Annotated in this window: 22 protein-coding genes and 1 pseudogene; 4 read left to right on the plus strand and 19 right to left on the minus strand. The window is 53.3% G+C overall.

Features of this window, described 5'->3' with window-relative positions; all coding sequences use genetic code 11:
* Positions 1-84 precede the first annotated feature (84 nt).
* The gene (locus MKZ07_RS11885; protein ID WP_341025920.1) at positions 85-894 is read right to left on the minus strand and encodes a GNAT family N-acetyltransferase; all 810 of its coding nucleotides are present in this window, start codon (positions 892-894) and stop codon (positions 85-87) included.
* A 110-nt stretch (positions 895-1,004) separates the two neighbouring features.
* A complete protein-coding gene (locus MKZ07_RS11890) occupies positions 1,005-1,364 on the minus strand; it encodes a (2Fe-2S) ferredoxin domain-containing protein (RefSeq protein WP_036698240.1) in 360 nt (119 codons plus the stop codon).
* Between the two features lie 149 nt (positions 1,365-1,513).
* Between MKZ07_RS11890 and MKZ07_RS11895 the strand changes: the two genes are divergently transcribed.
* The 3 genes from MKZ07_RS11895 to MKZ07_RS11905 all read left to right on the plus strand — a co-directional run bounded on the left by MKZ07_RS11895 (position 1,514) and on the right by MKZ07_RS11905 (position 4,608).
* Positions 1,514-3,103, plus strand: coding sequence for an AraC family transcriptional regulator (locus tag MKZ07_RS11895; protein WP_341025921.1), 1,590 nt, complete (start codon positions 1,514-1,516; stop codon positions 3,101-3,103).
* Positions 3,104-3,205: 102 nt separating this feature from the next.
* Positions 3,206-4,231 carry an ABC transporter substrate-binding protein gene (locus MKZ07_RS11900; protein WP_341025922.1) on the plus strand — a complete coding sequence of 342 codons (1,026 nt, stop codon included), beginning with the start codon at positions 3,206-3,208 and terminating at the stop codon, positions 4,229-4,231.
* A 143-nt stretch (positions 4,232-4,374) separates the two neighbouring features.
* Positions 4,375-4,608 carry a hypothetical protein gene (locus tag MKZ07_RS11905; RefSeq protein WP_341025924.1) on the plus strand — a complete coding sequence of 78 codons (234 nt, stop codon included), beginning with the start codon at positions 4,375-4,377 and terminating at the stop codon, positions 4,606-4,608.
* Here MKZ07_RS11905 and MKZ07_RS11910 read toward each other — a convergent pair.
* The 12 genes from MKZ07_RS11910 to MKZ07_RS11965 form a co-directional block, all read right to left on the minus strand.
* Positions 4,605-5,711: a GerAB/ArcD/ProY family transporter gene (locus MKZ07_RS11910; protein WP_076154379.1), complete on the minus strand. Its 1,107-nt coding sequence runs from the start codon at positions 5,709-5,711 to the stop codon at positions 4,605-4,607. The genes MKZ07_RS11905 and MKZ07_RS11910 overlap by 4 nt on opposite strands.
* Before the next feature lie 34 nt (positions 5,712-5,745).
* The gene (locus tag MKZ07_RS11915) at positions 5,746-6,951 is read right to left on the minus strand and encodes a Ger(x)C family spore germination protein (protein WP_341025925.1); all 1,206 of its coding nucleotides are present in this window, start codon (positions 6,949-6,951) and stop codon (positions 5,746-5,748) included.
* Positions 6,941-8,473 (minus strand): spore germination protein, encoded by a 1,533-nt coding sequence (locus MKZ07_RS11920; RefSeq protein WP_341025926.1) that lies wholly within the window; start codon positions 8,471-8,473, stop codon positions 6,941-6,943. The genes MKZ07_RS11915 and MKZ07_RS11920 overlap by 11 nt, the downstream gene beginning before the upstream one ends.
* Before the next feature lie 179 nt (positions 8,474-8,652).
* Positions 8,653-9,693, minus strand: a complete 1,041-nt coding sequence (locus MKZ07_RS11925) for an NAD(P)/FAD-dependent oxidoreductase (RefSeq protein ID WP_341025927.1) — start codon at positions 9,691-9,693, stop codon at positions 8,653-8,655.
* A gap of 27 nt (positions 9,694-9,720) precedes the next feature.
* On the minus strand, positions 9,721-10,755 hold the full coding sequence (locus MKZ07_RS11930) for a FecCD family ABC transporter permease (RefSeq protein WP_036698247.1): 1,035 nt from the start codon (positions 10,753-10,755) through the stop codon (positions 9,721-9,723).
* Between the two features lie 2 nt (positions 10,756-10,757).
* Positions 10,758-11,816, minus strand: a complete 1,059-nt coding sequence (locus tag MKZ07_RS11935; RefSeq protein WP_036698249.1) for a FecCD family ABC transporter permease — start codon at positions 11,814-11,816, stop codon at positions 10,758-10,760.
* A 275-nt stretch (positions 11,817-12,091) separates the two neighbouring features.
* Positions 12,092-12,403, minus strand: a complete 312-nt coding sequence (locus MKZ07_RS11940) for a hypothetical protein (RefSeq protein ID WP_341025928.1) — start codon at positions 12,401-12,403, stop codon at positions 12,092-12,094.
* 95 nt (positions 12,404-12,498) lie between these two features.
* Complete coding sequence (locus tag MKZ07_RS11945) at positions 12,499-12,720, minus strand: hypothetical protein (protein WP_036698252.1); 222 nt, start codon at positions 12,718-12,720, stop codon at positions 12,499-12,501.
* A 73-nt stretch (positions 12,721-12,793) separates the two neighbouring features.
* Positions 12,794-14,488, minus strand: a complete 1,695-nt coding sequence (locus MKZ07_RS11950; RefSeq protein ID WP_076154384.1) for an oleate hydratase — start codon at positions 14,486-14,488, stop codon at positions 12,794-12,796.
* A 133-nt stretch (positions 14,489-14,621) separates the two neighbouring features.
* Positions 14,622-15,227 carry a TetR/AcrR family transcriptional regulator C-terminal domain-containing protein gene (locus tag MKZ07_RS11955; protein WP_036698255.1) on the minus strand — a complete coding sequence of 202 codons (606 nt, stop codon included), beginning with the start codon at positions 15,225-15,227 and terminating at the stop codon, positions 14,622-14,624.
* Positions 15,228-15,312: 85 nt separating this feature from the next.
* Positions 15,313-16,074, minus strand: a complete 762-nt coding sequence (locus MKZ07_RS11960; protein ID WP_341027972.1) for a metallophosphoesterase family protein — start codon at positions 16,072-16,074, stop codon at positions 15,313-15,315.
* Positions 16,075-16,309: 235 nt separating this feature from the next.
* Positions 16,310-17,911 (minus strand): sigma-70 family RNA polymerase sigma factor, encoded by a 1,602-nt coding sequence (locus MKZ07_RS11965; protein WP_036698258.1) that lies wholly within the window; start codon positions 17,909-17,911, stop codon positions 16,310-16,312.
* 324 nt (positions 17,912-18,235) lie between these two features.
* On the opposite strand from MKZ07_RS11965, the gene MKZ07_RS11970 reads away from it, so the two are divergent.
* Positions 18,236-20,467, plus strand: coding sequence for a YDG domain-containing protein (locus MKZ07_RS11970; protein WP_341025931.1), 2,232 nt, complete (start codon positions 18,236-18,238; stop codon positions 20,465-20,467).
* 102 nt (positions 20,468-20,569) lie between these two features.
* On the opposite strand, the pseudogene MKZ07_RS11975 reads toward MKZ07_RS11970, so the two are convergent.
* The 5 genes and pseudogenes from MKZ07_RS11975 to MKZ07_RS11995 all read right to left on the minus strand — a co-directional run bounded on the left by MKZ07_RS11975 (position 20,570) and on the right by MKZ07_RS11995 (position 24,789).
* Positions 20,570-21,101: pseudogene (locus MKZ07_RS11975) on the minus strand (RNA 2'-phosphotransferase).
* A gap of 641 nt (positions 21,102-21,742) precedes the next feature.
* A complete protein-coding gene (gene sigF, locus MKZ07_RS11980; protein WP_036698262.1) occupies positions 21,743-22,498 on the minus strand; it encodes an RNA polymerase sporulation sigma factor SigF in 756 nt (251 codons plus the stop codon).
* An 11-nt stretch (positions 22,499-22,509) separates the two neighbouring features.
* On the minus strand, positions 22,510-22,965 hold the full coding sequence (gene spoIIAB, locus MKZ07_RS11985; RefSeq protein ID WP_036698265.1) for an anti-sigma F factor: 456 nt from the start codon (positions 22,963-22,965) through the stop codon (positions 22,510-22,512).
* Positions 22,962-23,315, minus strand: coding sequence for an anti-sigma F factor antagonist (spoIIAA, locus tag MKZ07_RS11990; protein ID WP_036698267.1), 354 nt, complete (start codon positions 23,313-23,315; stop codon positions 22,962-22,964). Before spoIIAA ends, spoIIAB begins: the two co-directional genes overlap by 4 nt.
* Before the next feature lie 235 nt (positions 23,316-23,550).
* Positions 23,551-24,789: a D-alanyl-D-alanine carboxypeptidase family protein gene (locus MKZ07_RS11995; protein ID WP_445670278.1), complete on the minus strand. Its 1,239-nt coding sequence runs from the start codon at positions 24,787-24,789 to the stop codon at positions 23,551-23,553.
* Between the last annotated feature and the right edge of the window lie 247 nt (positions 24,790-25,036).

Genomic DNA, 25,036 nt, shown 5'->3' on the forward strand with positions numbered 1-25,036 from the left:
TTATTTGCACTATGTATAAGCATAGTAACCCTGTGGCTGCAAGTCAAATCAGGGAGGCCTTCTTTTACAGCGAACCGGGACAGCTTACTGAAAGCGCAAATCAACAATACTTCCGGTCCTCTTGAAGCCCACCGACTGATAGACCTTATTGGAATCGGGATTCGCCGCATCGGCATAGAGCATGGGCGTTATGTCCCTGCTGAGCAGCTCAGCACACAGGGCAGCTACGGCCGCACTGGCATACCCGTGCTTGCGGAATTCATGCGGAGTGTACACCTCATTAATCCGTGCATGTCTGGCAGACTGATGAGCCAGATTAACCATGGACACCGGCTGGTCCTTGTCGATCCACAGACGGAGCTTGCCGGACTCCGTGACCGCCCCGGCATAGTCCAGATGATCCTCCGGTGCACTCTCCATACCGAAGCAATCCTGCACGAATCCGGCTAAATACCCGGCGATGAGCGGAATATCGCCTGGCTCCGCCTGATGCAGCTTCCCGCTGACACCATGCGTCAGCTGCACCTGCGGGCAGTGATAGGCTTCCATCATCATACGTACCTGGTAGGTCTTTCCTGAAAGCTCGCCGTACGCATCGGCGAACAGCTTCCCTGTCTCCGGCGTTCCGTTAACCCCCGGTAATCCGCGGTCCTCCAGCATTTCCGCCAGCTGCCGGACAAGGGAACAGCGCCTCTCTTCATCCAGCTCCGGCGATAACCATAACCACGAGTTGTACCCGCCGTTATGGGCGAAGATCAGATCATTCTCCTCCGTCTTTAGCCGCATCGCTTCCTGATCCCCCGCGATCTGATGAATCAGGTTATATTCTACCTCTTCCTGTATGAACAGCCTGCTGTGCAGCACATCATCCTCCGGCCCGAAGCTTACAAACATTGGGCTTCCCCCTCTTTGACTTTTCTATCTATTGTAATGCCCCCATTGGAAAAAATAAACAGCCCGCAGCCGGAATTATTCCGTCAACGGGCTGTACTAAGCCTCTTATGTTATTTCTTCTTCTTCCCTTTGGCACCCTTCGGGGTCGCGGCCTTGAAGCCTTCTTCATAGGTATAGAGCAGATTCTCTTCGAGCTGTTCTCCCTTCAACACCTTGCGCACCAGGCTTTTGGCAGTCTTAGGGGTGACATCCCTGTACCATACGCCTTCGGGGTAGGAGATCACCACACAGGCATCCGAACATCTTCCGTTACATCGGGTTATTGTTGTATGTATCAGCGCGTCTGCCCCTTGTTTCGTAATCTCATCCTCAATCGCTTCCGCTACCTCTTCGCCCTTGTGCTTCTTGCAGTCACTTCCGTTACAGATCAGCAAATGGCTGACCGTTCCTTGCAGATTCCAGGTTGTCATGACAGTTCCGCCCCCTTCAATTACAACAATAACCTGCTTGCCCTATAACCCTAAACTCTAACCCCCTTTTCGGGGATCGTCAATAGAAGGAAAGGCTGTTATACTATCATTGAGAATGATTATCACCCATGAAAAGAGTGACTCAAAATATGCAGACGCGAAATGCCGGCCGTTCATTGCCTAATCCTCACAGCTTTTATATTCCGGTACGTGTAATGGCACTGGATCAAGCCTCCTTTAACGGGGACAATCCCACTCAGCCCTTCACCTCATTCCTGGTGGTGATCACCAGAGGAAGCGAAGTCATCGAGCTGGATGGCGAACGCATCCGTCTATCCGGCGGTCATATTCTGTACAGTGACAGTTCGGTGGATATCACGCTGCCCCGCAGCCATAAGCTGCAGGGTGTATGGATTGAATATGCGGCGATCTCCGGCAACATCCGGACGTTCAGCCCGCTGAACCATCGTCAGCCGGTCCGAAGCTGTCCGTCCCACGTAAGCACGCTTGCTGTGCAGCTTCTTAGCGACTGGAACCAGCCGGAGCAGCGCAAGCCGTTTGCCTTGCAAGCTCTGTTCACGGAGCTGCTCAGTGAGCTATATGACAGTTCTGCGGAGTACGCAGAGCCGCCCTCTCAGTGGATTGACCGTATCCTGCAATATATAGAATCCCATTATAATGAAGATTTGACGAGAGAACAGGCTGCCGGGCTTGCCGGAATCACCCCGGAGCATTTCTCCCGGAGCTTCCGCAAGTTCACCGGACAGACCTTCAACCAATACATAACGCTGTTGCGCATCCGCAAGGCCCAGCAGCGTATCCTTACAGGAGCCCCGAATCTGAGTACGCTGGCGCTTGAGGTAGGGTACAGCGAAGGAACCTATTTAAGCCGCAAATTCAAGCAGGTCGTAGGAATTTCGCCATCATCCTATCACCGTAAGAGCAAATCCGTAGTCTCGCTGAACTTTAATCATACGGCCAGTCTCCATGCGCTCGAAGTCGTTCCCAGGCTGGGAGTCTATTCGGCCTGGATGGAGAGCCTGCAGCCCGTTCCTTCCAGGAAGAAACTGCTGGATGAAGGAATCAGCTCCTCAGGTCTTTATGAACGTCTATCGTCCGCCCGGCCGGATGTCATTATCAGTTACTCCTTGCCCGACAAGAGCAAGCAGCTCCTGTCCGTCGCACCGGTGATTGAGATTCCCTTCATGCAAATGGACTGGCGGGAGCAATTCCGCCTGATTGCCGAGGTGACCGGACGCCAGCCGCAGGCAGAGACCTGGCTAAGCCTCTATGACTGGCATTGTCACCAGGCTAACCAGATGCTGGACCGGCGGATCGGTGACCGGGGGACCGCCATAGTCCTGGAGCTTGGCACAGAGGCGGCCTACTGCTTCAGCAGCAGTTACGGCCGCGGAGCACAGATTCTGTATCATGATCTTGGCTTCCGCCCGCCGCTTGGCCTCGTTGCCGAGGGACTGCTGGAGAAGGGCTACCTGGAGATCGCCTTCCATAACATTGCCCGCTACCCCGCTGACCATATCTTCATTACCTCAAGCAGGGAGGCTGCTGAAGCGCTGGAGCCGCTGCAGAGCTTACTTCACCCTGTACACCAACATCATACCGATGATTCTCCAGGCGGAAGAATCTATTTCCTGAATCAGCCCTGCATGTTCTACGGCTTCGACCCCCTCTCCTCCGAAGCGCAATTGAAGGTCCTGGTGCAGGCGCTGACATCATAAATTTACATAGCCGGACATCACATTCAGCCATAGTCTAATCCGGGCAAACTCTGTAAAGTGTTATTGAGAATGATAATCGTTCTACATTAAGGAGGCAACCTCTTGAAGATCCCGTATTTACGTTCACGCAACATCCACCTGAAGCATTGGATCGTAGTAACTCTGCTTCTGGCATTGACTCTTATGGCCTCGGCTTGTGGAAACAACACCTCTACTACCAGCAGTGGTGCTGCTTCAGCTAATGCTACTGGAGCACCCGACTCCACTCCTCAGCCGGAGAAGGCTGCTGCCACCACAGCTCCGGCTCTCCATACTGTGACAACTGTGAATGGAGATATTGAGGTGCCGGCAGCACCGCAGCGGATTGTGGCCGAGGAATATCTGGGCAGCTTGATTGCACTGGATACGATTCCGGTCGGTGCTCCGGGGCTTACACTGGAGAATGTGTACTTCAAGGAATTCCTGACAGGAGTCGCCGATACCGGCACATACGGTAAAATGTCACCGGAGAATATCCTCGCGCTGAATCCCGACTTAATTATCTCAGGCAATGCAGACAGCTATGCCGCACTCAGCCAGATTGCCCCAACGGTTATTGTGCCGTACGGTGATTTGAAGAATGCACATGAAGAGCTGACCTATTTCGGCAAGCTACTGGGCAAGGAGCAGGAGGCAGCAGCATGGCTGGCTGATTACGATAAGCGGATTGCTGACGCCAAGGCCCGTGTAGATGCAGCCGTTCCTGCCGGGGCCACCTTCAGCATTCTCGAGCATGCAGACAAATCCACCTGGGTCTATGGGGACAACTTCGGACGCGGAGGCCAGCCCATCTATCAGGCGCTGGGGCGCAAGCCGCCGGCTGGAGTGGCTGCTGAAATTATGGAGAAGCAGTGGGCTGAATTATCCGCCGAGACTCTGAGCAAGTATGCGGGTGATTATCTGGTCATCACCGACAATACCTGGACTGCTCAAGACTTCCAGGCAGACCCGATCTGGGGCAGTCTGCCGGCGGTCAAGAACGGGAAGATCTATGTATGGAAAGAAGAGCGCTCCTGGTATTATGATCCGATTGCCGTTCTGGCCCAGACGGAGGAGCTGGCCGATTGGCTGACCTCGACACCACAATAATAGAGTAATGATCAAGCTGCCTGGAGCCTTGAATGGCTTCCGGCAGCTTTTGGCGTTTACCCTATCCATTACTCGGAGATAATATCTGTAGCCCGCCTCGCCGGAACCGGCAAATCATTTTGCGGTGCATAAGGAGACCCGCCATGAAGATTATCAGCATCTATGTCCTGTTCGCTGTTCTTACACTTACGTTAATAGTCATCATTGATGTGATGTCCGGTATCAGCCTGCCTGCCTCCATTCATTCGCTCGCGACCGTCTTTGCCACAACTACACTGCAGGAAGGGATATGTATCACGATCTTCCTGCTCCTCCCGTTCATCCAGGTCGCCGTCCATGCCACTAAGGACCGTCACTCCCGCCGCAAACCGTCTTAATTCTGCTGACGGTACAAGCCGAACTTACGCCGGACTCGATGAATCAGCAGCAGCAGGATGGGAATCACCGCACAGAATACCGGCAGAATCGTCATCAGAAAGGTCTTCCCGTCATTCATATGCTCGGGATAATTCTGTGCGCTGACAAAAGAGCTGAACAGCATAATCACGCCTGCCGGAATAACCAGCCTGCTTGTATCGTTCACCTTGAACAGATCATTTGCTATCGCGACAGCAGCATAACAGTAGACGGTCAGCTTGAAGAATGCCCCGATAATCAGTGTAAGGACGACAAGGGCATCCAGCCGCTGGATGAAATTGGCCAAATTCACAAGGGTAATGGTCGTAAACATGGGAAAGGCGGTCCGGCTGTAGAGGTTCTCTCCCAGCACTGCCATCTCAATGGCATGGGTGAAGCTCAGCAGGCAGGCGCTGACAATAATCGCTGCGATACCTGTTTTCTTGATTTTCCGGGATTTGTTGAAGTGGGGCAGAATGGTGGTGAAGCACATTAGCTCGCCGAACGGAAAGATCAGGATGCTGGGATAGGCTGATTTCAAGGCTTGCTTATAATCGCCCATATGAAGCGGAAACAGATTTCTGTACTCCACCAGCCCGGCTGAGATTACAGCGGCAATACAGATGCACCCCATTATGATCACGATCCACAGGACAATTTCGGCGGTCCTGGCGAACACTTCTATCCCTTTTCTCAGAATATACATCACAGCAATAATCATGATGGAATTAATAATCAGAATCGGGGTTTTGTCATAGGAGGCCGAGATCAGCAGATCCCCCGCCTCCCGCAGGTTTCTCGATCCGTTATAGAGAATCACCGGCAGGAACAGCAGACTTACCGGCCAGCCCAGCCATGGCCCTAGAATGGTGCGTATATAACCGCTTATAATCTGGTTCGGGAACTGAAGATAGAGATGTGCGAACACCAGATACAGCAGGATGCCTCCGGGAAGGGCAAACAGAATAGCGAGCCAGACTGAATGGCCGCTCTCTAAGCCGATGGGGACAAGCACGGCAGTCCCCAGCTCAAACAAAATGATCAATGCAAGCAGCTGATTGGGGCCGATCAATTCTTTTTTCATAACATAAATCACCTGGTTTCTGCGGTTAAGCCAATTATTTACCTTCGGGAATATAGGGTTTCAGACTCATGCCGGTACTGCGGATGTAAGCCATGATCTTAAGGTCCAGCCTTCCTTTAGCAAAGATTGAGCCCCAGTCCCCGTCCAGTGCCGCCCATTCCTGCGGATTCATCCTTTTCAGCTCATTGCCGAAATTGAAAATATCACTCTCAAGCTGCTGCCCCTTCTGAAAAGCCTGCGTGACGTCGATCCTCGTCTTCTTCTCCAGCCCCCGTTCAAGCTTCATGATTTCTTCCCGCTTGCTAAGATCCACGTAGCTGTCCGTTTCATTGACGCTCCCCTCCTCCGCAATTGTCACATGAAAGACCGGAAGCCCCCCCTCCATCGTGATCTTTACTTCCGTTCTGGAATAGATGATATTGACGGCTACGGACTCTTTTTTATCATCCGCATCAATATTGATCACTGTTTCTTCTATCTGGTTAAGCAGCCACTCGGTTCCCCGTGCTTCTGAGTCCTTCATCCAATAAAGCAGCTTCCCCTGCCTAAACACCCCTAGCCCGTTCATCACCGTCTCGGTCAGGGTCTCAGACCCTTCCAGATTACTTTTCTTCTTCCCTTCCTCAGCGTCCCCCTTGATCTTCACCGCATTGATCGTCAGATCGCCTTCTCCTGTAATGCCGTGAATGACATCGAATACGCTGATCGGCCGGTTCTCCCCCCAGACTCTGGAGGTATTCAGCGCTTTTTTGACCAGCCCCAGAGCCGGGAGACTCTCTACAGGGGTCAGCAGCTTCAGGACGGATGCGGCATCGCTGCCGCGGGCGACCAGTATTTCTGAATTGAGCCGCAGCTCATGGGACCGCTCGAAGATGTCGAAGATATCGTTAATCCCATCCCGCGCCAGGGACTCTCCAAGCACAATAAGCTGGGTGTGGGCAAAAAAAAGCTGGCGGGTCACATGCTTCGACGCCCGCCGCAATGCGCCGAACATCGTTTTGTCGGTGGCCGACACCACCACTACAGCAGGCTTGCCGCTTCCGGGAGAGTTACTTGTAGATGTTGAAGACGGATTGACCAATTGAAAGGTGACCCGGTATTCATCTGTCTCCGGGACAAGATCCATCCCTATGCCGCTTACGATGGCCAGCTCATTCAATTCCCGGCTGTTCCAGCAGCCGCCAAGCGGCAGGATCAGCACCGCTACGGCGATCAGGCGCAGCAGCCCCTTACCGTTCATCAGATTCCCTCCCGGCGGCCTCTTTCCCTGCGGGAGAGGCTGAAGAACGGCTGCTATTGTTGACCAGCCGCTTTCTGAGCCTCGTGAAGCTCTGTGGGGAGCGGATGAAGGTATCCTTCAGATTCCCCGGAACGAAGGGACCGATAGGAGTCATGTAAGGAACCCCGAGCGAGCGCAGACTGCACAGATGGGCAATCAGCATAATAGTGAATATGGCAATGCCATACAGCCCCATAAATGCGGCGATTGCCATGATAAAAAACCGCAGCATGCGGATGGAGAGCGCCATGTTGAAGGCAGGTGTAGCAAAGCTGGAAATTCCTGTGAGCGAGACCACAATTACCATCGCCGGCGAGACGATCCCTGCTTGAACCGCTGCTGTCCCGAGCACGAGACCGCCGATGATGGACACAGTCTGGCCGATCGGCGAAGGCATACGGATCCCTGCTTCCCGGATAATCTCGAAGGTTACCTCCATGAGAACCGCTTCAACAAAGGCAGGGAACGGCACCCCCTCCCGCTGTGATGCCAGATTGATCAGCAGCGGGGTTGGAATCATCTCCTGATGGAAGTTCAGCGCAGCGACGAAGATCGCCGGACCATACATCGAAATGACCAGACACACAAACCGGAGCATCCGGATCAGCGAGGAGATATCATACCGCTGGTAGTAATCCTCCACCGTATGAAAGAACATGAAGAAGGTGGTAGGGGCAATCAGGACAAACGGGGTACCGTCCACGAAGATAGCTATCCGTCCATCCAGCAGATTGGCTGCCACACTATCCGGGCGCTCCGTATTGAATATGGTGGGGAACGGGGAATATTTATTGTCCTCTATGATCTGTTCGATATATCCCGACTCCAGAATCATATCGACCTTAATCTCCTGAAGCTTGTCCTTGAACGCTTGAATCGTCTCTTCATCAGCAATGCCGCGGATATACATAATCGTGATATCAGTGTGGGTGACATCACCCAGCTTCATCGTTTCAGTCCAGAGGTCCGGGTTCTTGATGATTTTGCGGACCAGGGCAATATTCGTGCTGATGGTCTCCGTGAAGCTTTCTTTGGAGCCGCGGATAGCGACCTGGGTACCTGCCTCCGTAACCGCGCGGGATTCCCCGCCGCAGGTACTTCCACTAATGCCTCCCCCCACTCCGTTCACCAGAATAACTGTATCACCCGAGAGCAGCGCCTCCAGCAGCCCGTTAATATCTGTAACCAGCTTCTCCTTGCCGATACTAAGGGCATTCTCTTTAATATAGCTGTAGACTTCTTCTGGAGTTACCGCAAGCCGCGCACGATCATTCAGAGCTTGAAAGGACATGACATGCGAGATATAATCATCGACCATCACTCTGTCTGTTATGCCAGCGATATATACTGCAGCCACATGGGCTGTTCTATTAATTAATTCATAGATGCGTATAACCAAATCGGGGCTGTTCCCGAGCCTTGCTTGAATGGTACTGATGTTGTCTTCCAGCTTAGGGGAGACCGGCGAATTTATATTCTCCATATCCGCACCTCCTGGCTCTTACTATTCGCCCGCTATCCTTTTTTTATACAGCATATGGAATATGTAAAAGCAGAACAAGCTGTCCCCGGTACGGAATAATCCGTATTAGGGACAGCTTGTGCAAATATAGCTTATGATATAACGCCGATACACCGGCTGTTATCTCTAATGGAGGAATGCTAGTGGTTATCTGCTACGCCAAGTGCCTTGTTCTTCTCCTTGAACCGGTCATTATGGGAGGAGACGTAGGCTACCTTCTCAGCGGTAGGGTCCATGTACAGCTTCGCGCTGTTCAGGGCAAGCACCGCATCGGTGAACGTTCCGGCAATGAGCCTTACCTTGCTCTCATGATCCACGAAATCTCCGGCAGCGAAGATACCCGGGAGATTCGTCTCCAGCTTCCCGCTGACGTTCGCACACCACTCTCCCATATCCAGCCCCCAGTCCTTCAGCGGACCGAAGTCGCTTCTCAGCCCGTGGTTGACAATGACGGCATCGACCGCAAGCTGCTCATGCTCCCCGGTCTGAATATGGCAGACGGTCACCTGATCGATCTGCTCTCCGTCACTGCTGTGCAGCTGGCTTACCGCACAAGGCACACGCACATCCACCGAGGAGGCCTTCATCCGGGCAATATTCTTCTCATGCCCGCCGAACTGCTCCCGGCGGTGTACCACGATTACACTGGCGGCAATCCCTTCCAGCTCATTCGCCCAGTCCACTGCGGAATCCCCGCCGCCCGAGATCAGCACCCGTTTGCCGCGGAAGGGCTCCAGCTCCTGTACCGTGTAGTGCAGGTTCGTCACCTCATAGCGGTCCGCGCCTTCAATCTCCAGCTTCGCCATCTGCAGAATACCGTATCCGATGGTGAGAATAACGGTACGGGTCCAGTGCTGCTCGCCTGTGGCTGAGGTCAGGATATACGTTCCGTCCTCCTGGCGGGCCTGGTGAACAATCTGCTGTCCAAATACAATGGTAGGATCGAAGGTGCGTGCCTGCTCTGCCAGCTGGTCAATTAACTGGCGGCAGAGAATAGGTGTTACTCCTCCGACATCCCAGATCATCTTCTCGGGATAGATCAGCATTCTGCCGCCCAGCTCATCCTTCGCTTCAATCAGCTTGGTCTTCAAATCCCTCATTCCGCTATAGAACGCTGTATACATGCCTGCGGGGCCGCCGCCAATAATCGTCACATCGTATAATTCCATTGATTCATTCATTGATATCCCTCCAAAGTCTGGTTGTATTTAAGATTTGGTACGGGCCAGAAGATACAGAAAGTATGGAGCGCCGATGACAGCTACCACAATGCCGGTAGGAATCTCGGACGGCTGCAGTATTCGCCGCCCGATCGTATCCGCCGCAATAACAAGCAGCGCGCCGATCAGCGCTGAGGCGGGCAGCATCAGCTGATGCTTCGGTCCGACCAGCCGCCGTGCCAGATGCGGACCGACCAGCCCGACGAAGCCGATGCCGCCGCTGACCGCTACGCTGGAGGCCGCAAGTCCGACCGCTGCTGCCAGCAGTCGGAACTGCTCTCTGGTCACATTAGCACCGAGTCCTGTCGCTGTCTGCTCGCCCAGATTAAGTACATTCATCACCCGTGCCTTGTAGATGACATAAGGCAGCAGAATCACAATCCAGGGCAGCAGGGACAAGACAAACTTCCAGCTTGTGCCCCAGATGCTGCCCGCCAGCCAGGTGGCAACGAACTGATACTTGTCCGGGTCAAGGCGAAGCGTCAGCACAATCATCGCCGCACTCATGCCCGCCGCCACAGCGACCCCGGTAAGCAGCAGCCGGATCGGCGAGATGCCCTGATGCCGCTTGTAGGCAAGACTGTAGATCAGAGCGGCAGTACAGGCCGCCCCGGCAAAGGCCACCACGGGCAGCAGATAGACCGGTGCCGCCGAGGTCGTCGGGTAGAAGGAAATCAGCAGCATGACCATCAGTCCGGCCCCGGCATTAATGCCGAGAATGCCCGGATCGGCCAGATCATTGCGGAAGACCCCCTGCATCACTGCGCCGGATACGGCAAGTGCGGTACCAATTAACAGAGAAATGACAATCCGCGGCAGGCGGAACTGGAACAGAATCAGCTCCTGCTTCTCCGTTCCCTTGCCGACCAGCGTATCCAGCAGTTCAAGCGGAGTAAGTCTTATGTATCCTGTATTCACACTTATAATGAACATGATCACAATCAGAACAGCCAGCACGCCGATCACCCTGAGGCCATGCTTACGCCTTGCATCTTCTGAAGAAATTATCTTATGGCTCTGCATCTTTACAGCTCCCTTCTTTCTTTTCGGGCCAGATACAGGAAGAACGGTACCCCAATCAGCGCTATAATCGCACCCACCGGCGTTTCATGCGGCGGATTGATCATCCGGGCGGTGAGATCGCCCCCGACCACCAGCAGCGCACCCAGCACCGCAGAGCAGGGAATAATCCAGCGGTAATCCACACCGACCAGATAGCGGGTCAGATGGGGGATGATCAGGCCGACGAACCCTACAGCTCCTACTACAGCTACAGAGGCTCCGGCCAGAATCAGGACAATCAGCGTTCCTGCCAATTTCACCAGCCCTGTACGCTGCCCAAGCCCCTTGGCAATATCCTCACCCAGGCTGAGCATTGTAATCGAACGGGACAGCACAATGGCTCCGAGGATAGCCGCTATGACCCATGGAGACATGATCTGCAGCTGGAACCACTTCGTTCCGGCCAGACCGCCGGCGTACCAGAAAGCCAGATCTTGTCCGATCCGGAAATACAGAGCGATGCCTTCACTTAGCGCCGAGAGCAGCGCACTGAGGGCAGCACCTGCCAATACGAGCCTGGCCGGGGTTAGCCCTCCCTTCGCCAGTGAGCCTACTCCATAGACAATTCCCGCTCCCGCTCCGGCGCCAACGAAGGAATAAAGAATGAGATACATGAACGGCAATCCCGGAAAAAATGCAAAGCAGACCGCCAGCGCAAAGCCCGCTCCAGAGTTAATGCCCATCAATCCCGAATCCGCCAGCGGATTGCGGGTCATCCCTTGCATAATAGCTCCTGCCACAGCGAGGCCGGCTCCCACCATTACACCGCCCAGCACACGCGGCAGCCTAAGCTCGCGGATGATCTGATGGTCGGTAATATCGGGATTGAAATGAAAGACTGCGGTCCATACGACCGACAGCTTAATATCTGCGGCCCCGAACGATACGGATATAGCAATACCAAGCGCCAACGCAATCAAGCCGCCAATAAGAATTAGTGTTGCCGCCCAGGGACGGGACCGCAGCTTCAGCCGCTCTGCCTTCTGATCCAGCCCGCTCCCGGACACTTCCTGATGATTCATGAATGTCACCTGTTTCTTTGAAATTGATTCTCATTATCATTATAATATTGTAAAGGAACAGGTCAAGGTTTGGCAATGGACAAAAAAAATAAACAAGTGGAAACGCTTTACCGTCCTTTTAAAGGACGGTACCGTTTCAGCGAGAAATAGAAGGATAATTTATCATGTGAAACATATAAATACGCTTATATTTTTAAAACAGCCTATCCTCCCGGTTCCATCCTGTTAGAGATGTAGCTGGAGCATAGGCTGTCAGATTGGCTGTTATTTGATTTCTATACATTCTGAAGCGTACCGCCAAATATTTTGCGGATGTACCCTTGCAGCTTGCCGATATGCGGCACGAAGAGGCTTTTGTCATATACGTAATTAGATTGGGTTACCAGCTGTGAATAGAGCTGGAAGAGGATGGCAGCGAGTTCCCGGTCAATCTGCCGCTCATGCTCCATCAGAGCATACGTCTCATCCAGCGCCTCATAGAGCTGAAGCAGAGCCGCTTCATTAATGGTCTTACACCGCAGCGGTACAAGAATATCCGTAGCAATTCCATCAATCCGCAGAATAACAGCCGCCAGTCTCTCGTTCACTCGATTCTCCTCCTGCAGTGACTGAATGGTTAAGCGCTTGCTTATTACCATCCTATGTCTGCCGGTCCCCTCGCATGCCTGTACAGCGGAATCAGCTACCTCGTGTAATCCTCGTATACGTCTCTCTTGTTCAGCTTGGAGTACATATATTCATCATTCTTCAGCTTATAGAGCTGGCCCATGGCACCAAAGATCAACAACAGCACTACAATCAGACCATAGGCATAGGTAAACTGGTTGAAATAGAAGCACAATACAATGGCTGCAAAGGTCATAAGCAGCAGTACAAGTGCGATCCGGCTCAAAATTCTCTTCATCAGGGTTCCTCCGCAGAAAGTTTTAATCTAAATGTATCATAATCTGCGTACGAATCCTGTCGAATCCTGGAAGCTAGATCAATTTCGAGAGTACCGTTCCCGCCAGCAGCTCACCGAGCGTCTTATCGAGCGGCAGCGGCTTGTTGCCCAGACAGGTGCGGAGCGCGGTCAGCAGCACACGAACATCATATTTACTCGGATGGACGGGAATCACTTCTTTTTCCAGCTTCAAAAGCTCATATACAGCCATCATCGCGGAGCGGACCGAATACTCCACCGTGAACACACAGTCATCCGGGACTTCGGCAAACTGGCCGAGGAAGGCCAGATTCACACTCCCCTGCGGCACGACCTGCGGACGGTCGCCAAGAACACGCGGCATGAACTGGGCAGTGATATAAGGCATCATACAAGGGATGACATTCGTGGTATGCTCCAGAATCTCGGGAATGCGGTCCGCAAGCCCCATATGGTAGCACAGTTCCTCCAGCAGCTCACGTCCGGTGCAGTCGCTCATTTTTTTCTTAATATAGTCGCCCTCGGCATCCGGGAACAGGCCATACGCCCACAGCACCTTCACATTGTCCGGCTGGTTGATGAAATGCGGCTGCTTGGGTGCGGTCCAGGACATCATCCAGCTGGAGTCTTTGATCGTCACCACCCCACCCATGCCGGGAGCATCTCCCGTCAGTTCCAGCAGATAAGGGAATACAATCTCATCATCGGTAAAAGTCATCGTGAATGACAGCCATTTGGACTTGTCGATATCCCCGCAGAACACCTCGGGACGGCCGAAATCCGGGGACTTAGCAGCAAGCTTGCCCCAGAGGCTCCAGCAGCCGCGTTCTGTAACGGAGCGGTTCAGCACCGCCGGATGGTCCAGATCGCCAACGGTAGAATTCTCTGTCATTGAGCCGTTCGTGACCATGACCAGATCCCCGCGTGTCACCGGAATCGTCTTCGGCGAACCGTTCACCAGCACCTGAATCGCGGTTACAACCTTCTCATCCCCCTTGATATCAAGCTCCAGATCCGTGACCTGGTGCCCTTTGTCAAACTGAACGCCCTCACGCTCCAGCCACTTCATCAGCGGCAGGATCAGCGAGTCGAACTGGTTGTATTCGGTGTGCAGAATCCCCTTCAGCTGGTTCATCCCGGAGATCAGGTGCATGAACCGTTCCATATAACGCTTGACCTCAACCACACTATGCCAGTTCTCGAAGGCGAACATGGAGCGCCAGAAATACCAGAAATTCGTCTCCAGGAAGCTCGGATCAAAAAACTGCTCAATCGTCACCGCGCCCAGTCTCTCTTCGGTAGCCAGCGTCAGCTTGCCTAACTGCAGCGCATGTGCGGTTGAAAGTCCAAGCGAGGAGAAGTCGGCGGGGGTGCCTTGCTTTTCAACCAGACGGCAATGCGATTCAATCGGTTCTGCCAGGTTCAGCTCCCGGAATGCATCCAGCACCGTCCGGTCCGGATTGCTCAAGGAAGGGATGAAGCCGAACAGCTCCATGAAGCATTCGAAGTGCTCTTCAATCTCGCGTCCGCCCCGGGCGCTGTAGCCGTCCTTGGCATTGCCCGCCCCGTCCATGGAACCGCCGTATATAGATGATTGCTCCAGAATATGAATATTCCGGCCGGGCATCTGCCCGTCACGGATCAGGAATGCCGCCGCCGACAGGGAGCCGATTCCTCCTCCGACGAGATAAGCCTTGCGTGAAGCGATGCCTTCCTGTACCTGCGGATGAATTCTTTGATATGTACCCATGTGTCCTCTTCCTTCCTTGATCAGGGGATAAGTGCCTGCTAACTGCCTTCACTATACCCGCCGTGAATCAGGGATTCTATGGACAGCCGGACGCTACTGTCTAGGGATTACACATCCGCCGGACATTGTGTCATTACTTCGCCGGGTGCACCGCAGACTGATAATGCTCAAGCCCCCGGGCAATGCATCCGTCCATAATCCGCGATACCTTGTCCACCACTCCGGCCGGATCTGTATTCGCTCCTGCTCTGAGCCAGTGGATCACCTGTTCAAGGATGGCCAGCGTGTAGAAATCGGCTATATCGAGTCTGGCCTGTACTCTTACAGGTTCTGGGATCTGCTCCTGTCCAGGCCACGCCTGCCTGTCCAGCTCCTCCACTACGCTGATCATGACGCGGTAAATCACTCCGTACAGGAATTGCTCCAGATGCTCGCGTCCCAGCGAATGGAAGGTATTCAGACAGATGGTTTTGTTATTTACGGTATAGCGCAGGACGCTTAAGAACCCTTGCTTCCAGCCCGCCCAGCAGCAGTATTGATCCAGTCCTTCAATTACTTCTGACTTGTAGATCCAGCCGAGCAGCTCATAGATATCCTGAAAATGATTATAGAACGTATGGCGGGTCACCCCGCAATCCGCTGTGAGCTGCTGGATCGTTATTTTATTCAGCGGCCTTGTGAGCATAAGCTTCTTCAGGGACCGGGCTAACGCGTTCTTCGTTAAAAGTGAATTGGACATTTCTTCCTCCTAAACATTCGGATTTGATATTCCAATTATAACCATTTACGAGTTTGTTTTCACCCCGTCTGCTTCGCAGCCCTTATTACTCGCGCTCGCCAAGCCTGACCGCATAGGTCTTATATCCTTCTTCACTAATCTCCAGACAATTCAATTGCTCCCCGTACACACAGCCGCCGTCGATGCCTATTTTGTCACCCAGCGGACTGAACCAGACTCCTGCCCCGTCCTGCAGATCTACCGTAGAGGTATGACCGAATACGACCGTCTTCTCCGCAGAAGTAACAGGATGATTGTAGAAAGGCTCCCGAATCCAGATAAAATCATACTCCCGCTGGGTCCGCCAGTCGGCAAGGGAAGGATCAATGCCCGCATGAACGAACAGATGGGTCTGCGTCTCATAGTAATAGGGCAGCGAACCCAAGAAATCCAGGTGCTCCTTATACTCCGTACGCATGAACCGCTTCATCTCTGTATAGTCCCTCCAGCCTGAATCCGGGTGCAGCAGGACCGAATCCCGGCCTCCGCAATAGCTTAGCAGGGTGTGGAATCCCCCATTCGTAATCCAGTGGGTATCCCGCTTATCATCCTCTCCCGCCAACGCATCGCAGGCCATCTGATCATGGTTGCCCCGCAGCACAATAACCCCCTCTGCCTCGGCAAGCCGCTTCACCTGTTCCACGACCGCCCTACTGTCAGGTCCTCTGTCCACATAATCGCCCAGCAGGATCAATTGATCCCTGGAGGGGTTATACTCCGCCCGGCGGAGCAGCAGGTTGAATTCCTCTATACAGCCGTGGATGTCACTGATTACTAATGTTCTGATGCCGCTCTCCTCCTTTTTCAGTTGAAACTATTATACTATATAGAGCATCAGGCGCACTCCAGAGCTGAACTTGCAGCATGGTCGGCGCTGCGGTGAACATTTGGCCCACGCGCCTCACACTGACCGATTGTATTCGGTTTTTGACATACATTGGTTTTAACACTCCTGCTCCACAACAAACTGAATTAATAATTTTCTAAAAAAACAAAAAGAGGTTCACCCGCCAAGCGTTCAGCTTAGCAGGGAAACCTCCTGATTACATTCTATTCCGTCCGTGCGGATGACGGGTGCTTACAGGCTGTCCCGCAGCGCGGTCCCAGCGCCAAGAGACGTCATGACCCTTCAGATGCAGGCCGCCGAACCATTCATCGATACTTTGCAGCTGTAAGCGGTCGGCTGCTCCGGCCAACAGTTGCTCCCCCCATCCAGTCAGCGTAACGCTGCGGTGCAGGAATTCCGGTACTTCCCTGTAATCTGTTAGCTCTGACGCACCCTCGATTTCAAGCAGCGGCTGTTTTCCGGCTGTAAGTGTGCGCAGGATCTTCCAGTATTCCGTATCGCCCATGCCAAGCCGGTGGAGCTGATCCGTAACCTGACGGAACAGCTTAAGCGGCGTATCCATACCGCTAGCTACAGCTTGGAGAGTGGTCTGTTCGACAATGCCGAGTCCATTCTCTACGGAAGGCAGGCGGGAGAGATGGGCCATGAAGGCATCATAGGCAAAAACAAGCGTGCCCCCCGCCAGCTCCTCCCGCTTCGCTGCAAGCAGATCAGCCAGCTCGCTTGGATCGGCAGCCGCGTATGCCTCCCACAGCAGGCTCCCCAGTTGCAGCTCCTTGCGGCCAATTTTCCGCCAGGTTCCCGGCAGGGTGCTAAGCTGGGCTTCCGTCAGCTGTCCCAGACCATGGAACCGCTCGATCCCGGGGAATTCTCCGATGCAGAGCAGGCTCAGCTTCGTATTGCCCAGATTTTGCCCATTGAACCAGTGTAATAGGTAGGCCAACATACTCTGGTCGAAGAGATCATGCTCAAACCACAGCACCACCTCATCATACTGGCGGAATCCGCTAATTCTGCGCTCCTGCTCCGCACAGCCCGCCAGATATTCAGCCGCCGGAATACCCATCGTGCCCTGTAGTACCTCAGCCCGCAGCAGCCGATTCTGCTCTGCCGCCGGATCGGTGAAGATCGGCCCTGCCGAATAGATCTCTCTCCACACCAGCACCTCTCCCTGGACAATTCCCCGTTTCAGCTTATCTCCCACCGTGTCACCATTCACAATATGCAGCATACGTGCTCCCCCTTCATGTAACAGATGGAATGCAGCAGCCAGATCGGCAACAGGTAAAGCGCCCTTCAGCTTGCGTCTGCCGTCATACAGCCTTTTCTTCAGCGTAGCGACGGGAAGACCCAGATACACGGAAATCTCCTGAAGCGAGTACCCGTAGAAGTAGAACAATTGCAGCGGTACCCGCAGCTTGGCGGACAATTCCAACACTGAATTGTGCAGCACCTGTGTCCATTCCCGGTATTCAACAATCTCCGCTGCACCGGGGGATGACCCGGGCACTTGCTCCGCTGCCTCCAGAGGCAGGGTTGTCTCTGTCTTACGCCGCAGCAGCCGGTGGCATTGCCTGACCACGATCGTTTTGAACCATCCCGGGAACGCGGCCGGCTCCTGAAGGCTGCCAAGATTCATATACGCCTCCAGCAAGGCTTCCTGCACCGCGTCTTCCGCGAGCTGTACATCGCTGAGCATATCGTAGGCTACTACGTAAGCCATCCCCCGCACATGCCCGCTAAGCTCCCGGAAGGCTTCGGCATCGCCCTGCTGCACTCGTTCAATCCACTGTTGCATCTGTCTACCGAACCTCATTTCTGTAAGTCTTGATCACGTTACACTACTAAGTGCCATTAAGGGGGAGAAAGGTTACAAATAAGGCTCCAGAAAGGAACAAATCCACCTATTTCATAGCCTGAATTAATTGACCAATGTTAGGTTTAAATTTTGAAAAATTAAATTTCCAAAGATTATATTTATTTTAATTAATTTTTAATAATATATGTTACTATTATTTCATTTAACCCATCATGAAGGCCAAAACTGTTGCACCGGAGGATGTCTAGCAATACCCCCCTGGCCTATGTTAGCGAAGATAATACACTTTCAGGAGGCGTCACATTGAACCATAGACCCGGCATGCTTCTTCTTTCCACACTAATGATAGCAACCACACTATTTACTCCCCTGGAGACAGCTCTAGGTGCTTCGGCACCTTCTTTAACAGGCATCACAGGCCACTGGGCACAAGGCGAGGTTACAGATTGGGTTGAAAAAGGCTTCATTCAGGGATATGCCGACGGCAGCTTCAAACCGGACAATAGTCTGAAAAGATCAGAATTCATGGCGCTCATCAACCGCGCCTTCGGATTCACCGAGACGGCACCTGTGGCCTATAAGGATCTCTCTGCAAGCAACTGGGCCTACACCGAGGTTGCCAAAGCAGTAAAGGCCGGATATATCAGCGGATATTCAGATGGTACCATCGGTACCGGCAAGACGATCAGCAGACAGGAAGCCGCAGTGATCATCAACCGGTTGTTGAAGCTGGAGGCCGCTAAGACCGGTGCTCTTTTCAGCGATTCCAAGGATATTGCCGCCTGGGCACTGGATTCTGTCAATGCCGTGGCTGCGTCAGGAGTCATGAAGGGTTACTCGGAAGATAACAGCTTCAGACCCGGCAGGGATATTACCCGTGCGGAAGCCGTAGTGTCCTTAACACGCACCAAAGTTATTGAGGAGGCTCCAGCCAGTACTCCTAGAAATGGTGGAGACACACCTTCAGCAACCACCTCACCGGCAGCTAGTCCAACAGCCACACCAACTGCTACACCTACGCCGGTTCGGAGCACCTATGTCCCTTCCGATCCAACGGCTGCGCCTACAGCTACACCAGTAGCGACACCAACACCTACAGTAATACCTACACCAGTTCCTACACCAGTTCCTACACCAGTTCCTACACCAATTCCTACACCAGCTCCTACACCAGCTCCTACGCCAATTCCTACACCAGCACCTACTCCTAATCCAGGCGATACGTCAGCCCCTTTACTTACCAGTGTGACCCTTGGAGCGGTTACTGTAGGAGATAATGTATACGGAACAAGCAACGAAGCGGGTTACTTGTATCTGGTCCCCTCCACAGTGGCCGGAACTGCAACCGGTCTGGATGATTCTGTTCATGCTGCTCTGGGTAAAAAGCTGGCGGTAACCGCCTCCGTCTATTCCCCGCTGAATACGCAAGGTCTGCCTGCCGGTCATTATGTTGTGTATGCTGTAGATGGCTCCGGCAATATCTCGGCCCCTTCCAGCACGATTGAGGTTAGAGTGATTGAGTTGACCATAGGGCTTCCCGCCTCCTTGACGGAGTCCAAAACCTATGACGGCACTGCCTCAGCAGCAGTAACCGCAAATTCGCTGACCGGTGTGCTGAGCGGTGACGATGTTAATGTGCAGGCCTCTGCTGCCTACAACAGCGCAGCGCTTGGGGTGAACAAGACTATAACCGTTACCTACACATTAAGCGGAGCGCAAGCAGCCAGCTATCTTGCACCCGCTCCCTATATCGTGAATACGGGCAGCATCGCACTCCATCCGTTAACCATCGAAGCTACGAATTTGACCTTGGCGAAGTTCAAGGACGGAACAACAGCAGCAGCGGTGACTCCCGGACAGCTTCTAGGGGTAGTTCCCGGGGAAGATGTCACTGTGAGCGCCGTTGCCAACTATGATACATCTGCCATTGGGACGGGCAAGACCATAACTGTAGTCTATACGCTTAGCGGAGCAGATGCAGGCAATTATATTGCACCTGTGAGCTACATCGTTACCAATGGCGAGATTGACCGGGATCAGATCACACGCTCCAGAGTCTATGACGGAACTACAACAGCGGCAGTGATTGTCGGTGCTGTAACCGATATTATTGAAGGGGATGATGTGACCGTGCATGCCGCCGGTACCTATGACACTCCTAACGTGGGAGTGAACAAAATCATCACCATCTCCTACACCTTAACAGGAGCAGATGCGGGTAACTATATTCCACCAGTTAGCTACACCATTAATACAGGTATTATCACTGCTTTACAGCTCAACATTACAACACCAGTGATTACAGAATCCAAGATCTATGATGGAAATACATCGGTCCAGTTCACCCCCGGCACCCTGATCGGAGTCATTCCTGGCGATGATGTCACAGTCAGTGCAACAGCAACATACAGCGATGCTGCTGTCGGCAGCGGCAAACTCATCACTGTTGTCTACACCTTATCCGGCGAAGATGCCGGCAACTATTTGACACCCGGTAATTATATGATTTCAACAGGTGCGATTGTAGCGCCTTAAGCAGAGATCTGTGATCACATGGTATTAATAAAAGCGTCCCGCGAGCCGTGAACCGGCTGGCTGGGGCGCTTTTGTTGTAGTGGGTTGGTTGCTTAGAGCAGGCTACAAACCAGCAATAAATTGAGGTGGAATATGGTCCGCCAGCCAGATATTATGATTTCCGTGGTAGAACTTAATTCCTTCCTGTGCGGCCCGCCCGGCATCTATGGTTAAGATTACAGGACTTGAATCCTTGCGACAGCTTGGCTGTATCCGTATCCACCGAGAAATGAACATACTGCCTCTTCATTGGTTTCAGTCCTTCGTGCAGAATCGTCTCTACCCATTGCCTGGCTGTTCCATGGTACAGAATAGGGGGCGGCGTTTCAGCCTGCTTGATTATTTTTCGCGGGACCGAGTGACCATACAGCGCCCTTATTCTACCCTCCGCAAGCTCATGCCGCTGCTTATCCGATGCTGCGATCATTTTGTCCAGATCCTCTGCACCGACTGCTTCCCACTTCTTGTCCTGATGCAGCGAGTGAAGCAGCTGTTCAATATCCACCCACCCCTGTTCATCCAATTCCAGTTCATATTCCCACGGCGCGTGACGCAGGGCGTAGGAAACCTCTTTGCTGAGCTTCGCATAATCCATTGGCTTTAGTCCTCCATATTCATTTGGATCTCTAGTTAGTTGCCGCAATCATCGATTGTTACGAGTTCAGCCTAGTTTAGCATATGTGAAGCTCACGGTATAACCATGCGCAGGAACATCCGGGGTTCCATCGGTGGGTTCCATCGGGGTGGGGCTCCATCTGGGGCTCCATCGGCTACGAAAGCGGACTGACATTCCGCTATTTCCGCTAATCCGGCGGATATATGAAATGCGCGGACTCAGATGCCGCTATGTGGCTGCATTTCGCTTGATTAGGAGCTGGATAGACAAGATAAGCTCCACTGAGTCCGTTTCAGCTCTAAAAAGAGACATTTGGGCCGAATAAGGGAATCTGAGTCCGGGTAGCACAATGATCGTGGTGGTACTTAGTCTCACTGTGAGCGCACGCAAAAAGCCGCCCCTCTAAGGGGCGGCCCGCCTTGCACCCGTCACTGTACATCACATACTTAACTCTTGCTAAGCACTACAGTTAACCCGACTGCTGTATCGGACGTACTGAACTGTTGCCTCTACCTAATGTTTCAACATACCCGTTGCGACCGATGCCACTCTACGGTATACGCCACCCGCTGCTGCTTATCAACGGGCGTATCAGCCGAGACGCGCTGTAACTTCCACCCTTACTGCGCAATCTGCTCGCGGATGTTCGCGAGGATCTTCTTCTCCAGCCTCGACACCTGCACCTGCGAGATACCGAGGCGGCTGGCGACTTCGGACTGGGTCTGATCGCGGTAATAGCGCAGATACACGATCAGACGCTCGCGCTCGCTTAGAGCGCCGATGGCCTCGTTCAAGGCCAGCTTGTCGAACCAGCGCTCCTGCGACTCGTCGGCGATCTGGTCGATCAGCGTGATCGGATCACCGTCGTTCTCGAAGACGGTCTCGTGGATCGAAGTCGGCGGCTTGTTGGCTTCCTGGGCGAAGACGATTTCTTCGGGCGTGACGCCCAGCGCTTCGGCCACTTCACCGATGGTCGGGAGGCGGTCGAGCGTTTTGGACATCTCATCCTTCATCTTGCGCACCTTGTTGGCCATCTCCTTCAGCGAGCGGCTGACCTTAAGCGTGCCGTCATCGCGGAGGAACCGCTGGATCTCGCCGATAATCATCGGCACCGCATAGGTGGAGAACTTGACCTCATAGCTGAGGTCGAATTTATCAACGGACTTCAGCAGTCCGATACAGCCGATCTGGAACAAATCATCCGGTTCGTATCCACGGTTCATAAACCGCTGCACCACCGACCAGACGAGGCGGATATTGCAGTTGACCAGCGTGTCGCGGGCCGTATGGTCCCCTGCTTGACTGAGCGCGATTAGACGTTTGACCTCCGCATCGTCCAAATAGGTCGGCGGAGCTTTTTTTGATTCTGCTTCCATGGCTCCAACCCCTAATTGTATAAAGCTTTTTTCGAGACGATGGTTTTCTTCATGGAGATTGAGGTTCCGCGTCCCGGTTCGCTGATAACCTCGAATTCATCCATGAAATTCTCCATAATGGTGAAGCCCATACCTGACCGCTCCAGCTCCGGCTTCGAGGTATACAGCGGCTGCTGGGCCAGCTCCAGATCCTCAATGCCCCGGCCCTTATCCTCAATCGTCAGGTGCACGGTCTCATTGTCGAGCGAAGCGGATATACTGACAACGCCAGCGGGATCACTGTCATAACCGTGAATAATACAATTGGTGACAGCCTCCGAGACTACCGTCTTCAGGTCATTCAGCTCCTCCATCGTCGGATCGAGCCGGGAGACAAAGGCCGCCACTACGACACGCGCGAACGATTCATTCTCAGACAGCGCAGCAAATTGGACACTCATGAAGTTACGGGCTTCGCTACTAGTCATAACGCGACCTCCAAATCCGAGAGTGCAGAGCTCTCGTCGTCATATAGGGGCATGATTTTGAACAGGCCCGACATTTCCAGCAGGCGCTTCACAGGCGCTGTGGCATCGCAGACTGCCATTTTGCCGCCCTTACTGCGGATCAGCTTGTACCGTCCCAGAATCACTCCGAGACCCGAGCTGTCCATGAACTGCAGCTCCTTCAGACTCAGGATCAGATGCTCCACCTGGCCCCGCATAATTGCTTCATCCATATCCATACGTACATAATCGGCTGCGTGATGATCCAGTTCCCCGGACAACCGGACAATCAGCACACCCCGGTGATGCTCCATCTCCACATGAGAATTCATGCTTGCCACTCTCCTCTTCGTTGCTTGGACAACCGCCCTGTAACCATTTCTTTCCCCTACAAGGACAAGGTTTCTACACCGCAATTGAGGATTCCTGCCTCACGACAAAACTAGAAGAAAACTCCTAAGAACTTACACAAAGCCCCTAGTTCAATCTACAAAAAGGAACAAATCGCGAACAGGTGAAATACTGGAGCATGTGCGGCGGTTGGCAGATCAAATGGATCGGCAGCCTCTAATCCTTCGTGAACATAGCGCCCGTGGCCCGCTTGAACAGCTTCCACCAGCCCGCCCTCGGGATCGTTTCGCCTGCCTTCAGCTCATATTCCTTCAACACATCGTTCCCCTGATAGACCACCAGCTTGCCGACCGTCTGGCCTTCAGCCACCGGAGCCTTCACCTGCTCATTCAGCACCAGCTCGTGGCGGATGCCCTCCTGAGTCACTCCTTTACGGAGCAGCACACTATAGTCTTCCTTCGCCACCAGCGGCAGCTGCGACTTCACGCCCTTCTCAATCCTTACCGTGCCGATGGTGTCGCCTGCCTTGTGAATCGTATGCAATTTATATTGGGAAAAGAGGTAGTCGAACATCGCTGAGACCTCGCTGTTACGGGTCTTGGTGTTCGGCTCGCCCAGCACTACCGCTACAGCACGCAGGCCGTCTCTGGCCGCCGTCGCCGACAGACAGAACTTCGCTTCGGACGTATATCCCGTCTTCAGTCCGTCAGCCCCTGTGTAGAACCGCACCAGCTTGTTGGTGTTGACCAGCCAGAACGGCTTGGTGGAATCTTTGCGCAGGTAATCCTGATAAGAGCCGGTGTATTTGATAATCTGCTCATGCTTCAGCAGCTCCCGGCTAATGACGGCAATATCATGCGCGGAGGAATAATGATTCGCAGCCGGCAGGCCGTTGCAGTTGGCGAAATGAGTATCCTTCAGGCCCAGGTTCTGCGCCCTCTGGTTCATGAGATCGACGAAGGCGCTCTCCGAGCCGGCGATTTTCTCCGCCATAGCTACGGAAGCATCATTGCCGGAGGCCATCGCGATGCCCTTCAGCATATCGTCCACCGTCATTTCCTCACCCGGCTCTAAGAAAATCTGCGAACCGCCCATCGATGCCGCATACTCGCTGGTCCGCACCTTGTCGGTCAGCTGCAGTTTGCCCTCGTCCAGCGCCTCCACGGTCAGCAGCATGGTCATAATCTTGGTAATACTGGCCGGCGGAAGTTTATCATGGCTGTTCTTCTCATAGATGACCGTGCCCGTGCTGGCATCCATAAGAATAGCAGAACGCGCCCCCGGCGCCAGCTCCGCAGCCGCCCCTCCGGCATTGCCGGAATTTGCGGTGCCTTTGGCTTTTTCCTCGGCCCAGGCACCTGTAGCGCCTCCCAGAACCGACACAGCAATGCACAGCACAAGCGTTACATAACGAATTTTCCTCACAATGGTTCCCCTCCTGAACTTAACCTTCATTTCACAGGTACTGTGTTCCAGTTTCGTCAGAATGGCAGGAAATTATTCCAGTTCAGCGAGAAATAGAAGGATTAGCTATCTAGTGAAACAGATACATACTGAAATTCAAACTATATAGATCGAACTAATAATTTTAGCTAAGGAAAAGTGGCGGAGGGGAATTTTGGAACTGGAGGAGCGCTAGCGACCGCCTTTGTCTACGGATTTCAACCGTTCAAAACGGTATAAAATCATGAAATCTGTAAAC

It is taken from the genome of Paenibacillus sp. FSL P4-0338 (genome assembly GCF_038002365.1).
Classification (GTDB): Bacteria; Bacillota; Bacilli; order Paenibacillales; family Paenibacillaceae; genus Paenibacillus_AQ.

Excerpts from the sequence above, each read along its gene's own strand:
- MKZ07_RS11920 (WP_341025926.1), bottom strand. The coding sequence starts at position 8,473 with ATGGAGAATATAAATTCGCCGGTCTCCCCTAAGCTGGAAGACAACATC.
- MKZ07_RS11955 (WP_036698255.1), bottom strand. The coding sequence starts at position 15,227 with ATGTCCAATTCACTTTTAACGAAGAACGCGTTAGCCCGGTCCCTGAAG.
- MKZ07_RS11935 (WP_036698249.1), bottom strand. The coding sequence starts at position 11,816 with ATGAATCATCAGGAAGTGTCCGGGAGCGGGCTGGATCAGAAGGCAGAG.
- MKZ07_RS11895 (WP_341025921.1), top strand. The coding sequence starts at position 1,514 with ATGCAGACGCGAAATGCCGGCCGTTCATTGCCTAATCCTCACAGCTTT.
- MKZ07_RS11950 (WP_076154384.1), bottom strand. The coding sequence starts at position 14,488 with ATGGGTACATATCAAAGAATTCATCCGCAGGTACAGGAAGGCATCGCT.
- MKZ07_RS11995 (WP_445670278.1), bottom strand. The coding sequence starts at position 24,789 with ATGAAGGTTAAGTTCAGGAGGGGAACCATTGTGAGGAAAATTCGTTAT.
- spoIIAA (WP_036698267.1), bottom strand. The coding sequence starts at position 23,315 with ATGAATTCTCATGTGGAGATGGAGCATCACCGGGGTGTGCTGATTGTC.
- MKZ07_RS11890 (WP_036698240.1), bottom strand. The coding sequence starts at position 1,364 with ATGACAACCTGGAATCTGCAAGGAACGGTCAGCCATTTGCTGATCTGT.
- MKZ07_RS11965 (WP_036698258.1), bottom strand. The coding sequence starts at position 17,911 with ATGCAACAGTGGATTGAACGAGTGCAGCAGGGCGATGCCGAAGCCTTC.
- sigF (WP_036698262.1), bottom strand. The coding sequence starts at position 22,498 with ATGGAAGCAGAATCAAAAAAAGCTCCGCCGACCTATTTGGACGATGCG.
- MKZ07_RS11930 (WP_036698247.1), bottom strand. The coding sequence starts at position 10,755 with ATGCAGAGCCATAAGATAATTTCTTCAGAAGATGCAAGGCGTAAGCAT.
- MKZ07_RS11910 (WP_076154379.1), bottom strand. The coding sequence starts at position 5,711 with ATGAAAAAAGAATTGATCGGCCCCAATCAGCTGCTTGCATTGATCATT.
- spoIIAB (WP_036698265.1), bottom strand. The coding sequence starts at position 22,965 with ATGACTAGTAGCGAAGCCCGTAACTTCATGAGTGTCCAATTTGCTGCG.
- MKZ07_RS11905 (WP_341025924.1), top strand. The coding sequence starts at position 4,375 with ATGAAGATTATCAGCATCTATGTCCTGTTCGCTGTTCTTACACTTACG.
- MKZ07_RS11945 (WP_036698252.1), bottom strand. The coding sequence starts at position 12,720 with ATGAAGAGAATTTTGAGCCGGATCGCACTTGTACTGCTGCTTATGACC.
- MKZ07_RS11915 (WP_341025925.1), bottom strand. The coding sequence starts at position 6,951 with ATGAACGGTAAGGGGCTGCTGCGCCTGATCGCCGTAGCGGTGCTGATC.
- MKZ07_RS11885 (WP_341025920.1), bottom strand. The coding sequence starts at position 894 with ATGTTTGTAAGCTTCGGGCCGGAGGATGATGTGCTGCACAGCAGGCTG.
- MKZ07_RS11925 (WP_341025927.1), bottom strand. The coding sequence starts at position 9,693 with ATGAATGAATCAATGGAATTATACGATGTGACGATTATTGGCGGCGGC.